The organism is Pantoea dispersa, assembly GCF_019890955.1.
Taxonomy (GTDB): domain Bacteria; phylum Pseudomonadota; class Gammaproteobacteria; order Enterobacterales; family Enterobacteriaceae; genus Pantoea; species Pantoea dispersa.
On the sequence record NZ_CP082346.1, the window covers coordinates 3421355 to 3434541 of the forward strand.

At 55.9% G+C, this 13187-nt stretch carries 12 protein-coding genes and 2 tRNA genes; 1 reads left to right on the forward strand and 13 read right to left on the reverse strand.

Going from position 1 to position 13187, the window contains the following annotated elements; translation table 11 throughout:
- Nucleotides 1-34: 34 nt before the first annotated feature.
- From truB to rlmE, 12 genes are all read right to left on the reverse strand, one after another.
- Nucleotides 35-979, reverse strand: coding sequence for a tRNA pseudouridine(55) synthase TruB (gene truB, locus K7H94_RS16045; protein WP_150059189.1), 945 nt, complete (start codon nt 977-979; stop codon nt 35-37).
- Complete coding sequence (gene rbfA / locus K7H94_RS16050) at nt 979-1386, reverse strand: 30S ribosome-binding factor RbfA (RefSeq protein WP_021507701.1); 408 nt, start codon at nt 1384-1386, stop codon at nt 979-981. Before rbfA ends, truB begins: the two co-directional genes overlap by 1 nt.
- Before the next feature lie 64 nt (nt 1387-1450).
- Nucleotides 1451-4141 carry a translation initiation factor IF-2 gene (gene infB, locus K7H94_RS16055; RefSeq protein ID WP_021507702.1) on the reverse strand — a complete coding sequence of 897 codons (2691 nt, stop codon included), beginning with the start codon at nt 4139-4141 and terminating at the stop codon, nt 1451-1453.
- 17 nt (nt 4142-4158) lie between these two features.
- Nucleotides 4159-5646, reverse strand: a complete 1488-nt coding sequence (nusA, locus tag K7H94_RS16060) for a transcription termination factor NusA (protein ID WP_222951336.1) — start codon at nt 5644-5646, stop codon at nt 4159-4161.
- Nucleotides 5647-5670: 24 nt separating this feature from the next.
- A complete protein-coding gene (rimP, locus tag K7H94_RS16065; RefSeq protein ID WP_031279732.1) occupies nt 5671-6123 on the reverse strand; it encodes a ribosome maturation factor RimP in 453 nt (150 codons plus the stop codon).
- 212 nt (nt 6124-6335) lie between these two features.
- Nucleotides 6336-6412 (reverse strand) — tRNA-Met (locus K7H94_RS16070).
- A gap of 59 nt (nt 6413-6471) precedes the next feature.
- Nucleotides 6472-6558 (reverse strand) — tRNA-Leu (locus K7H94_RS16075).
- A gap of 46 nt (nt 6559-6604) precedes the next feature.
- Nucleotides 6605-6940 carry a preprotein translocase subunit SecG gene (gene secG / locus K7H94_RS16080; protein WP_010617340.1) on the reverse strand — a complete coding sequence of 112 codons (336 nt, stop codon included), beginning with the start codon at nt 6938-6940 and terminating at the stop codon, nt 6605-6607.
- Nucleotides 6941-7157: 217 nt separating this feature from the next.
- Nucleotides 7158-8492 carry a phosphoglucosamine mutase gene (gene glmM, locus K7H94_RS16085; RefSeq protein WP_021507705.1) on the reverse strand — a complete coding sequence of 445 codons (1335 nt, stop codon included), beginning with the start codon at nt 8490-8492 and terminating at the stop codon, nt 7158-7160.
- 4 nt (nt 8493-8496) lie between these two features.
- Nucleotides 8497-9330 (reverse strand): dihydropteroate synthase, encoded by an 834-nt coding sequence (gene folP, locus K7H94_RS16090; RefSeq protein WP_058780381.1) that lies wholly within the window; start codon nt 9328-9330, stop codon nt 8497-8499.
- Nucleotides 9331-9415: 85 nt separating this feature from the next.
- Nucleotides 9416-11344 carry an ATP-dependent zinc metalloprotease FtsH gene (gene ftsH, locus K7H94_RS16095; RefSeq protein WP_021507707.1) on the reverse strand — a complete coding sequence of 643 codons (1929 nt, stop codon included), beginning with the start codon at nt 11342-11344 and terminating at the stop codon, nt 9416-9418.
- 174 nt (nt 11345-11518) lie between these two features.
- Complete coding sequence (gene rlmE, locus K7H94_RS16100; RefSeq protein WP_021507708.1) at nt 11519-12148, reverse strand: 23S rRNA (uridine(2552)-2'-O)-methyltransferase RlmE; 630 nt, start codon at nt 12146-12148, stop codon at nt 11519-11521.
- A gap of 126 nt (nt 12149-12274) precedes the next feature.
- On the opposite strand from rlmE, the gene yhbY reads away from it, so the two are divergent.
- Nucleotides 12275-12568, forward strand: a complete 294-nt coding sequence (gene yhbY, locus K7H94_RS16105) for a ribosome assembly RNA-binding protein YhbY (RefSeq protein WP_010617345.1) — start codon at nt 12275-12277, stop codon at nt 12566-12568.
- 128 nt (nt 12569-12696) lie between these two features.
- On the opposite strand, the gene greA is transcribed toward yhbY, so the two are convergent.
- Nucleotides 12697-13173, reverse strand: coding sequence for a transcription elongation factor GreA (gene greA, locus K7H94_RS16110; protein WP_021507709.1), 477 nt, complete (start codon nt 13171-13173; stop codon nt 12697-12699).
- Nucleotides 13174-13187: the final 14 nt, after the last annotated feature.

Genomic DNA, 13187 nt, shown 5'->3' on the forward strand with positions numbered 1-13187 from the left:
CAAATGCGCTGTAACGGCCAGCGGTAATACGCGGTCAGTCGGCAAACTCCACCACCAGACGACGCGGAGCCACGCGACCATCGTCGACGATTTCCGCCATGCCGATAAATTTCTGCTGCTCACCTTCGGTCACCCGCACCAGCCCGCTGGCCGGCGCGTTTTCCGCCTGGACCGGCATGCCCTGTTTGAACCAGGCCGCGACCGGCGTGGGCAGATTGACCGCTGGAAAATCTTCCGCCGGGCTGTCCATCGGCAACAGCAACGCGTCCAGCGGTGCGTAATCCGGCGTTTCCGCCGCATTAACCTGCGCCGCCAGCGCCTGCAGCTGTTCCAGCGTCATCATGCGCGCAATCGGGTAGCGAGCCACCTGCAGACGGCGCAGCATGATCACGTGTGCACCGCAGCCGAGCTTCTCACCTAAATCGTCAATGATGGTGCGAATGTAGGTGCCTTTGGAAACATGGATTTCCAGCTCCAGCTCGTCGGCCTGCCAGCGAATAAACTGCAGTTCAAACACGGTAATCGGTCGCGCTTCACGCGGCACGGTGATGCCTTCGCGCGCATATTCGTACAGCTTGCGGCCCTGATACTTGAGCGCCGAGAACATGGTGGGCACCTGCAGCGTCTCGCCGCGAAAGCTCTCCAGCGCGGCGTCCAGCTCAGCCTGGCTGAAGGTCACCGGCCGCGTTTCGACGATATTGCCGTCCGCATCGGAGGTATCGGTGCGCTGGCCCAGACGGGCAATCACGCGGTAACGCTTGTCCGAATCCAGCAGATAGCGGGAAAACTTGGTGGCTTCGCCGAGACAAATCGGCAGCATACCGGTGGCCAGCGGATCGAGCGCGCCGGTATGGCCTGCCTTGTTAGCGTTAAACAGGCGTTTTACTTTTTGCAGCACATCATTGGAGGATGCGCCCTGGTGTTTATCCAGCAGGAAAACACCGTGGACATCACGACCACGGCGACGAGGACGACTCATCAGTCCTCCTTGTCGTCTTCCGCCGGGCTTTCACCCCGTCGCTCAGCATCGTTTCTGATCACGTTAGACACCAGATTCGACATGCGCATCCCTTCAATCAGCGAGTTATCGTAGAAGAAGGTCAGCTCCGGCACGATGCGCAGACGCATCGCTTTACCGAGCAGAATACGGATGTAGCCAGACGCTTCTTTCAGCGCTTTGAGGCCGTTTTTCACCGCTTCTTCATCCTGGTCGTTCAGGAAGGTCACGAACACTTTGGCATACGCCAGATCGCGTGACACCTCAACGCCAGACACGGTGACCATCATACCCAGACGCGGGTCTTTGATTTCGCGCTGCAGGATGATCGCAATCTCTTTCTGCAACTCCTGCGCCACGCGCTGTGGGCGACCAAACTCTTTCGCCATACTATTTCTCCCAAATAATTCGGGAGGCCAGAGGCCTCCCAAATTGCATCACATCGACCAGCAATTACTCGATGGTGCGTTTAACTTCAATCACTTCGAACACTTCGATCATATCGCCAACGCGAACGTCGTTGTAGTTCTTCACGCCGATACCACACTCCATGCCGTTACGCACTTCGTTGACGTCATCTTTGAAGCGACGCAGAGATTCCAGCTCGCCTTCATAGATAACCACGTTGTCGCGCAGTACGCGGATCGGGTTGTGACGTTTGATGTTGCCTTCGGTGACCATACAGCCGGCAATCGCGCCAAATTTCGGTGACTTGAACACGTCACGGACTTCGGCCAGACCGATAATCTGCTGTTTGAACTCCGGTGCCAGCATGCCGCTCATGGCTGCTTTCACTTCGTCAATCAGGTTATAGATGACGGAGTAGTAGCGCAGGTCAACGTTTTCAGCGTCAATCACGCGACGCGCAGAGGCATCAGCACGCACGTTGAAGCCGAGGATGATTGCGTTGGACGCAGCGGCCAGGGTGGCGTCGGTTTCGGTAATACCGCCCACGCCAGAACCGATAATCTTCACCTTCACTTCGTCGGTGGAGAGTTTCAGCAGTGAGTCGGAGATCGCTTCCACAGAACCCTGTACGTCGGACTTCAGGACGATGTTCAGCTCGGACACTTCGCCTTCGGTCATGTTGGCAAACATGTTTTCCAGCTTGGACTTCTGCTGACGCGCCAGTTTGACTTCGCGGAATTTGCCCTGACGATACAGCGCCACTTCACGCGCTTTCTTCTCGTCACGCACCACGGTCGCTTCGTCACCCGCTGCCGGCACACCGGACAGACCGAGGATTTCCACCGGAATCGATGGACCCGCTTCCAGCACTTCGCGACCCAGTTCGTCACGCATCGCACGCACACGGCCGTATTCGAAGCCGCACAGTACGATATCGCCCTTGTTCAACGTACCTTCACGCACCAGCACGGTTGCTACCGGACCACGACCTTTGTCGAGGAACGATTCGATCACCACACCGCTCGCCATACCCTGACGAATCGCAGTCAGCTCCAGTACTTCCGCCTGCAGCAGAATCGCGTTCAGCAGGTCGTCGATGCCGGTACCGGCTTTCGCCGAGACGTTAACGAACATGTTCTCGCCGCCCCACTCTTCCGGAATGATACCGTACTGGGTCAGCTCGTTCTTCACGCGATCCGGATCGGCTTCTGGCTTGTCGATCTTGTTCACGGCCACGACCACCGGCACACCGGCCGCTTTCGCGTGCTGGATAGCTTCGACGGTTTGTGGCATCACGCCATCGTCCGCCGCCACCACCAGGATAACGATATCCGTGGCCTGCGCACCACGTGCACGCATTGCGGTAAACGCGGCGTGGCCCGGGGTGTCGAGGAAGGTGATCATGCCGTTATCGGTTTCAACGTGATACGCACCGATGTGCTGGGTAATCCCGCCCGCTTCGCCGGAGGCGACTTTGGTGGAGCGGATGTAGTCCAGCAGCGAGGTTTTACCGTGGTCAACGTGACCCATGATGGTCACGACCGGCGCACGGCTTTCCTGCGCAGCATCGGTATCACGATCGTCCATTACCGCTTCTTCCAGCTCGTTCTCGCGGCGCAGGATCACTTTGTGACCCATCTCTTCGGCCACCAGCTGGGCGGTTTCCTGGTCGATAACCTGGTTGATGGTCGCCATGGCACCCATCTTCATCATCGCTTTAATAACCAGCGAGCCTTTCACCGCCATTTTGTTGGCCAGTTCGGCAACGGTGATGGTTTCGCCAATGATGACGTCACGGTTCACCGCCTGAGCAGGTTTGTTGAAGCCCTGCTGCAGCGTGCTTGGTTTACGATGTTTGCCACCTTTACCGCCGCGTACCTGAGCACGCGCTTCTTCACGGTCAGTTTTGGCTTCAGAGTGCTTGTTGCCTTTTTTGGCCGGACGCGCTGCCTTGGTGGTGCGGGTGCGACCACGACCGCCTTCGACTTCGCGATCGTTTTCGTCTTCTGCCTGACGGGCATGAGTTGAAGTGGTGACGTGATAGTCGCCCTTATCTTCTTCCTCTGGTTTTTCCCATTCAGCGGCTTTCTCTTCGGCCAGACGACGGGCTTCTTCCGCCGCGCGGCGCGCATTCTCTTCCAGCTTACGGCGCGCTTCTTCTTCCGCTTTACGCTTCAGTTCGGCGGCTTCAGCTTCACGACGGGCTTTGTCAGATTGCGCAGCCTTGGTCATTTCGTCGGTAGGTTGATTAGTCACTTTCTCATTTTCCGCTGCTTCACGCTTAGCCTTGTCAGCGGCTTCGCGCTTGGCTTTCTCTTCGGCTTCACGTTGCGCTTTTTGTTCAGCTTCGCGACGGGCTTGTTCTTCAGCCTCGCGACGCGCCTGCTCTTCCGCTTCACGCTGCGCCTCGGCTTCTGCTTCCGCCTGAGCTTGCTCAGCGTCGGCATCACCTTTCACGTATGTGCGCTTTTTGCGGACTTCGATTTGCACCGACTTACTTTTACCCCCGGTGCCTGGAATATTCAAGGTGCTGCGCGTTTTGCGCTGCAACGTCAGTTTGCCTGAACCGGTCTGACCGTGCTCACGATTCAGGTGGGACAGTAAGGTCTCTTTCTCTTGCTGGGATACGGCGTCGTTTTCAGACTTACGGATCCCTGCATCAGCAAATTGCTGTACCAGGCGATCGACCGGAGTCTGAATTTCGGCGGCCAGCGATTTTACGGTTACATCTGTCATGCTGTTCCTTCCTGTTATTACGCGTCATCGCCGAACCAGCAGATATTACGTGCAGCCATAATCAGCGCACCGGCTTTCTCATCATCCAGCCCTTCAATATCTGTCAGATCGTCAACACCTTGCTCAGCGAGATCTTCCAGCGTGCAAACGCCTTTTGACGCCAGGCGATACGCCAGCGCACGATCCAGGCCTTCAAGATTCAGCAGGTCCTCAGCAGGTTCCTGATTACCAAGGCTCTCTTCTTTCGCTAATGCCAGGGTGGTTAACGCATTTTTTGCTCGTTCACGCAGGGCTTCAATGGTCTCTTCGTCGAGGCCGTCGATTTCCAGCAGCTCGTTGATTGGCACGTAAGCCAATTCTTCCAGCGAAGAGAAGCCCTCTTCCACCAGAACGGTGGCGAACTCTTCGTCGATGTCGAGATATTTAGTGAACATATCGATCGCTGCATGGGCTTCGGCCTGATGCTTCGCCTGCAGATCATCGACGGTCATCACGTTCAGCTCCCAGCCGCTCAGCTGGGATGCCAGACGCACGTTTTGGCCATTACGGCCAATCGCCTGAGCCAGATTGCCGGCTTCAACAGCGATATCCATGGTGTGATTGTCTTCATCCACCACAATTGACGCCACATCGGCAGGTGCCATGGCGTTAATCACGAACTGTGCCGGGTTGTCGTCCCACAGCACGATATCAATACGCTCGCCGCCCAGCTCGCTGGACACCGCCTGCACGCGCGCACCGCGCATACCGACGCAGGCACCGACCGGATCGATACGTTTGTCGTTAGTTTTTACCGCAATTTTGGCGCGTGAACCCGGATCGCGCGCTGCCGCTTTGATCTCGATAACTTCTTCGCCAATCTCCGGCACTTCAATGCGGAACAGTTCGATCAGCATCTCTGGTTTGGAGCGGGTAACGAACAGTTGCGCACCACGCGCTTCCGGACGCACGGCATACAGCACGCCGCGAATACGGTCACCCGGGCGGAAGTTTTCACGCGGCAGCATGTCTTCACGCACAATCACCGCTTCGGCGTTGTTGCCGAGATCCAGTGAAATGTTGTCGCGATTCACTTTCTTCACCACGCCGGTGATGATTTCGCCTTCCTGCTCGCGGAACTGATCGACCACCATCGCGCGCTCGGCTTCACGCACTTTCTGGACGATAACCTGTTTCGCGGTCTGCGTGGTGATACGGTCGAAGGTGACAGATTCGATCTGATCTTCAACATAATCGCCCAGATTGAAGGCTTCATCTTCAAAGCGTGCTGCTTCCAGCGTGATCTCGCGCGTTGGCTGCGTGACTTCTTCTACAACCACCCAGCGACGGAAGGTGTCGAAATCGCCACTGCGACGGTCAATGCTGACGCGCACGTCGATTTCCTGCTCATACTTCTTCTTGGTCGCAGTGGCCAAAGCGCTCTCCAGCGCTTCGAAGATTTTCTCACGCGGCAGGGCTTTTTCGTTAGAAACGGCTTCTACTACAGCTAAGATCTCTTTGTTCATCCTGGTTAGCCTCAATCCGGACTTTTAAAAGTGGGGGACCAGGTTCGCTTTCTGAATGTTGCTCAGCGCGAACACTTCATCGTTACCCTCAACGGTTACCGTGATCATCTCGCCTTCGACAGACTTGATGATGCCCTGCCATTTACGGCGGTTCTGCACGGCCATACGCAGTACCAGGCTCACCTCTTCGCCAGCGAAACGCGCATAGTGCTCCGCGGTGAACAGAGGGCGATCGAGACCCGGTGAGGAAACTTCAAGGTTGTAAGCCACCGTAATAGGATCTTCCACATCCATTACAGCGCTGACCTGGTGGCTAACATCGGCGCAATCATCAACATTGATACCCTCTTCACTATCAATATAGATGCGCAAGGTTGATGTGCGACCACGAATGAACTCGATACCGACCAATTCGTAGCCAAGCGCTTCTACCGGAGCAGAGATCAACTCTGTCAACTTTTGCTCTAATGTGGACAAGCCCACCCCCAAGACATAAAAAAAGGGCCTAAAGCCCAGTGTTACGATTTCCTGATAACAAAAAACCCCGAAAATTCGGGGCTTTTTGTGACTGGACCCTGTATGCCGCGATGCGGCTTCGGCACACCATCCAGCAGAATTTTTTTCAAAACTGACTGCGGATGCGTCCGTCGATGCATACAGTATATTTGAAAAAGAACTCTAAGGGAAAGTGGTTGCGGGGGCCGGATTTGAACCGACGACCTTCGGGTTATGAGCCCGACGAGCTACCAGGCTGCTCCACCCCGCGTCCGAAAACGTGGCGAATATTACGCCGATCTTGCGAAAAATGCAAGTTATACTGAGATTTGGTACCGAGGACGGGACTTGAACCCGTAAGCCCAATCGGGCACTACCACCTCAAGGTAGCGTGTCTACCAATTCCACCACCTCGGCACTTCACTGACTGCGACGATACGATGTCGCTTTAGCGCTGACGATCTTACTGCGGGATATCATTGCCCGGCGTGGCCGGTTTAGCTGGCTGAGTCTGCTGTTGAGACTGAGCCGGCGCGCTGAGGTTTTCCCACTCGCTTCCTTTGGAAGTCTTGTTACTGTTCAGATTGCCCAGAATCAGACTGATAATGAAGAACAGCGTAGCCAGTACGGCGGTCATGCGAGTCATAAAGTTACCAGACCCGGTTGAACCGAACAGCGTACCAGAAGCGCCTGCACCGAATGAGGCTCCCATATCAGCGCCTTTGCCTTGCTGCAGCATGATCAGACCAACGAGGCCAATCGCTACAATAAGGAAAACAACCAACAGAGCTTCGTACATAATCAACCTGTTTCCTTGCGCGTTATCCGCACAGTTAAAGCTTCAACCAATATTGACGGGGAGTCTCGTCATCACCCATCAGAAGCGGGTGTGAATACTAACCAAAGGCGCATACCTCTGCAAGCGCAATTTACATGAAGTTTTGCGATTGCGGAAAAAAGCGCCATCCCGGTGATTTTACAGGCGGAAAGCAGCAAACTGACCGCCCGTAACGCGGTTAAACCGCTTTTACCGCATCGGCAATTTTGTGCGCCAGCTCGGTCACCTGCGCCTCATCCTCGCCTTCCACCATCACGCGAATCAGCGGCTCGGTGCCGGATTTACGCAACAGCACGCGCCCGCGCCCGGCCAGCGTTTTTTCCACCTCTGCGGCAGCCGCTTTGACGCTGTCGCTCTCCAGCGGATCGTGGCTGCCGCTGAAACGCACATTCACCAGCACTTGTGGCAGCATCTTCATGCCGCTGCACAGATCGTGCAGACTCATGTGGTTACGCACAATCGCAGTAAGTACTTGCAAACTTGCTACGATGCCGTCACCGGTGCTGATTTTATCCAGCAGGATCACGTGGCCGGAGTTCTCCGCGCCCATGCGCCAGCCCTTCTCCTGCATTTTTTCCAGCACATAACGGTCGCCCACTTTGGCGCGGGTAAACGGAATCCCCAGCTGTTTCAGCGCCAGCTCCAGTCCCATGTTGCTCATCAGCGTGCCGACCACGCCGCCACGCAGCTGGCCCTGACGCAGCGCTTCACGCGCAATGATGTAGAGAATCTGGTCGCCATCCACCTTCTGTCCAAGGTGATCCACCATCATGATGCGGTCGCCGTCGCCGTCATAGGCCAGGCCGAGATCGGCTTTTTCATCCAGCACGCGCTGCTGCAGCTGACGCAAATCGGTAGCGCCGCACTCTTTGTTGATGTTCATGCCGTCCGGCTGCACGCCAATCGCAATCACCTTCGCACCCAGTTCACGCAGCACATTCGGCGCGATGTGATAGGTCGCGCCGTTGGCACAGTCCACCACGATCTTCAGCCCGTTCAGGCTCAGCTCGCTGGGAAAAGTGCCTTTGCAGAACTCAATGTAACGCCCGGCGGCATCGACGATACGGCTGGCGCGGCCCAGCTCAGCGGACTCGACGCAGGTCAGCGGCTTCTCCAGCTCCAGCTCAATGGCGGCTTCGACGTCGTCCGGCAGTTTGGTGCCTTCGGCAGAGAAGAATTTGATGCCGTTGTCGTCAAACGGGTTGTGCGACGCGGAGATCACGATGCCCGCCTCGGCGCGGAAAGTGCGCGTCAGGTAGGCAATGGCCGGCGTGGGCATCGGGCCGGTGAACGCGGCAGACAGCCCGGCAGCCGCCAGACCGGCTTCCAGCGCCGATTCCAGCATGTAGCCGGAAATCCGTGTATCTTTACCAATCAATACTTTGCGCGAGCCGGAACGGGCCAGCACTTTGCCGGCAGCAAAACCCAGCTTCAACACAAAGTCCGGGGTAATGGGCGCTTCACCCACTTTGCCGCGAATCCCATCCGTACCGAAATATTTACGATCGCTCATGCCTTTATCCTTTTGCTCTCCGTGTCGCCTCGACGATGCGCATCGCTTCGACAGTTTCTTTAACGTCATGCACGCGAATAATCTGCGCGCCCTGCATGGCGGCGATCACCGCGCAGCTCAGGCTGCCGGTCAGGCGCTGTGCCGGGCCGACGTTTAACAGCTGGCCAATCATCGACTTACGCGACATGCCCACCAGCAGCGGCAGACCGTGATGGTGAAAATCACTGAGATGCGCCAGCAGCTCATAATTGTGGCTGAGATTCTTACCGAAACCGAAGCCCGGGTCGAGCAGCAGACGCTCTTTTTTAATGCCGGCCGCTTCACAGCGGGCGATCTGCGCGGCGAAGTAAGCGTCCACTTCGCTTACGATGTGCTGGTATTCCGGTGCCTGCTGCATGGTGCGCGGTTCGCCCTGCATGTGCATCAGGCATACCGGCAGACCGGTCTCTGCGGCGGCCTGTAACGCACCGGGCTCGGACAGCGAGCGGATATCGTTAATGATGTGAGCGCCCACTCGCGCGGCTTCGCGGATCACTTCTGCTTTTGAGGTATCAACTGAAATCCACACTTCAAAGCGCTGCGCAATGGCTTCCACCACCGGGATCACCCGCGCCAGTTCCTCTTCCACCGAGACCTCATCAGCACCGGGACGGGTTGATTCGCCGCCCACATCGATAATCGTGGCACCGGCATTCACCATCTCGTTGGTGTGCGTGAGCGCGTCGACCAGCGTGTTGTGCGTTCCGCCATCAGAAAAGGAGTCCGGCGTGACATTTAAAATTCCCATCACATGGGGAAACGACAGATCGAGATGGGTATCACGGGCGTACAACTTCATGGCGAAAATCTCCCTGAGGAATCACTGGATTGTGGAATGTAAAAAACCCCGGACCAGCCGGGGTTTTTGCTTAGGAACAGGCCTGTTACTTGTCGAACTGTTCTGACATGGTGTTGCCTGGGTTTGGCGTACGCGGTTCATCAACCGGACGTGGCGCCTTTGGCGTACCGTTGCTGTCAGAGTTGTTGCTGCCTGGATCTTCCCAGCCTGCTGGCGGACGCACTTCGCGGCGCGCCATCAGGTCGTCGATCTGCGGTGCGTCGATGGTTTCATACTTCATCAGCGCGTCTTTCATCGCGTGAAGGATGTCCATGTTCTCACCCAGAATACGGCGTGCACGCTGGTAGTTGCTGTCGATCAGGTGTTTAACTTCCTGGTCGATGATGCGTGCCGTTTCGTCCGACATGTGTTTGGCTTTCGCCACTGAACGACCGAGGAACACTTCACCGTCCTCTTCCGCATACAGCAGCGGACCGAGTTTTTCCGAGAAGCCCCACTGCGTCACCATGTTGCGCGCCAGGTTGGTCGCCACTTTGATGTCGTTTGAAGCACCGGTTGAAACGTGTTCCGCCCCGTAGATGATCTCTTCTGCCAGACGGCCGCCGTACAGCGTTGAAATCTGGCTCTCCAGCTTCTGACGGCTGGCGCTGATCGCGTCGCCTTCAGGCAGGAAGAAGGTCACACCCAGCGCACGGCCGCGCGGGATAATCGTCACTTTATGCACCGGATCGTGTTCCGGCACCAGGCGACCAATAATCGCATGGCCCGCTTCGTGATACGCGGTGGATTCTTTCTGCGCTTCCGTCATCACCATGGAGCGACGTTCCGCACCCATCATGATTTTGTCCTTCGCTTTCTCGAACTCGACCATCGACACCACGCGCTTGTTGCCACGCGCAGCGAACAGCGCCGCTTCGTTGACCAGGTTCGCCAGGTCCGCACCGGAGAAGCCCGGCGTACCACGTGCGATAATCGCAGCATCAATGTCGGTTGCCAGCGGCACGCGACGCATATGCACTTTCAGAATCTGTTCACGGCCGCGCACGTCTGGCAGACCTACCACCACCTGGCGGTCAAAACGGCCTGGACGCAGCAGCGCCGGGTCCAGTACGTCCGGACGGTTAGTCGCGGCGATAACGATGATGCCTTCATTGCCTTCGAAGCCATCCATCTCAACCAGCATCTGGTTCAGCGTCTGCTCACGTTCGTCGTGACCACCGCCTAAACCGGCACCACGCTGACGACCCACCGCATCGATCTCATCAATAAAGATGATGCACGGTGCCGCTTTCTTCGCCTGCTCGAACATGTCGCGCACACGTGATGCACCGACACCGACGAACATTTCTACGAAGTCAGAACCGGAAATCGTGAAGAACGGTACTTTCGCTTCGCCAGCAATCGCTTTCGCCAGCAGCGTTTTACCGGTACCCGGAGGGCCCACCATCAGCACGCCTTTCGGGATTTTACCGCCCAGCTTCTGGAAGCGGCTCGGCTCACGCAGGTATTCCACCAGCTCACCCACCTCTTCTTTTGCTTCGTCGCAACCCGCAACGTCAGCAAAGGTGGTTTTAATCTGGTCTTCGGTCAGCATACGGGCTTTGCTCTTGCCGAAGGACATCGCGCCCTTGCCGCCGCCGCCCTGCATCTGCCGCATAAAGAAGATCCACACGCCAATCAGTAGCAGCATCGGGAACCAGGAGATGAAGATAGAAGCCAGCAGGCTCGGCTCTTCCGGTGGTTCACCCACAACTTTGACGTTTTTGGTCAACAGGTTATCGAGTAACTTGGGATCGTTGACAGGAATGTAGGTCGTGTATTTATTACTGTCTTTTTTGGTTACGTTGATCTCACGCCCGTTAATACGTGCCTCGCGGACCTGATCCTGGTTCACTTCCGACAGGAAGGTTGAATAATCAACCCTACGGCCATTCGACTCGCTGGGCCCAAAGCTCTGGAATACTGACATCAGCACGACCGCGATGACTAACCAGAGAATCAGGTTTTTCGCCATGTCACTCAAGGGATTAACCTCATATTACAACGGTGTTAACAGACAGCGTAGGGTACTATATATCCTTCATACCTGGAATCGCGGCGCTGATGATTTTGCCTGTTTAGCCTGAAACTCAGAATTACGCATCAGAATAAACGCCGTTTCGCCTTGCTTTGATTCCGGTATGGAGGGCTACAGTTTGCGCCCTGTCGCCACAATGTACACTTCGCGCGAACGTGATCGCGAAGCGTCCGGCTTACGAATTTTCACTTTCGTAAACAGGGAGCGAATTTCCCGCAGGTATTCATCGAAGCCATCTCCCTGAAACACTTTCACTACAAAACTGCCGCCAGGTGCCAGTACATCCCGACACATTTCTAACGCCAGTTCAACTAAATACATGGAACGCGGGATATCGACCGCAGGCGTACCGCTCATGTTCGGCGCCATGTCCGACATCACCACCTGCACTTTCTGGTCGCCCACGCGCTCCAGTAACGCTTTCAACACCGCTTCGTCGCGAAAATCGCCCTGCAGGAAGTCAACGCCGACGATGGGATCCATCGGCAGCAGATCGCAGGCAATAATACGGCCACCCGAACCAATCTGTTGTACCACATATTGCGACCAGCCGCCGGGCGCAGCGCCCAGGTCAACCACGGTCATACCGGGTTTGAACAGCTTGTCACCCTGCTGAATTTCATCCAGTTTAAACCAGGCGCGCGAGCGCAACCCTTTTTTCTGTGCCTGTTGCACATATTTATCGCTAAAGTGTTCCTGAAGCCAGCGACTGGAACTGGCTGAACGCTTTTTACCCGTCATAATATTTCCAGTTAAATCGTCATCGTAGCGATAAATCAGCACGCAATGGGTCGCGTTGATTTGGCGATATACCCGAGATGGCGGTAGAATGAACCGTTTTCAATCCCTGAGTAAGCAAAAAATACGATGAATCTGAGTACCAAACAAAAACAGCACCTGAAAGGCCTTGCCCATCCACTGAAGCCAGTGGTCATGCTGGGCGGCAATGGCCTGACTGAAGGCGTGCTCGCCGAGATCGAACAGGCGCTCGAACATCACGAATTGATCAAGGTAAAAATTGCCTCGGAAGATCGTGAAACCAAGCAGCTGATCGTGGACGCTATCGTGCGTGAAACTAAGGCAAACAACGTTCAGGTCATCGGCAACGTGCTGGTGCTGTATCGCCCTGCCAAAGAGCGCAAAATTACTCTGCCACGTTAAGCGTACCGTTACGGCTCGTCCGACGGGCAGAGAAAGTGCCATGCTCCTGCATGGGATAAAAGGCCGCAGCGCGGCCTTTTTCCTTTCTTTACAATATGCAGCTGCGCATTTCAAAGCGTAGCAATATCTTAAATGTATTCCACTTTCAGCACTTCATATTCCACATCGCCGCCTGGGGTTTTGACAATAGCCACGTCATCGGCCTCTTTGCCCACCAGACCGCGCGCCATCGGCGAATTCACGGAAATCAGGTTCTGTTTAAAATCCGCTTCGTCGTCACCGACAATCCGGTAAGTAAACTCTTCATCGGTATCGACATTCAGCACGGTGACGGTGGCGCCAAAAATCACGCGGCCGGTTTTCGGCATGGCGGTCACGTCAATCACCTGTGCATTGGAGAGCTTGGCTTCGATCTCCTGAATACGCCCTTCGCAGAACCCCTGTTCTTCGCGCGCAGCGTGGTATTCGGCATTCTCTTTCAGATCGCCGTGCTCACGGGCTTCGGCGATAGAGGCGATGATGCGCGGACGCTTAACGGTTTTCAGTTCGTTCAGCTCTTCACGCAGCTTCTCAGCGCCTTTCAACGTCATCGGAATCTGATTCATTTTGGCTCCTCGTC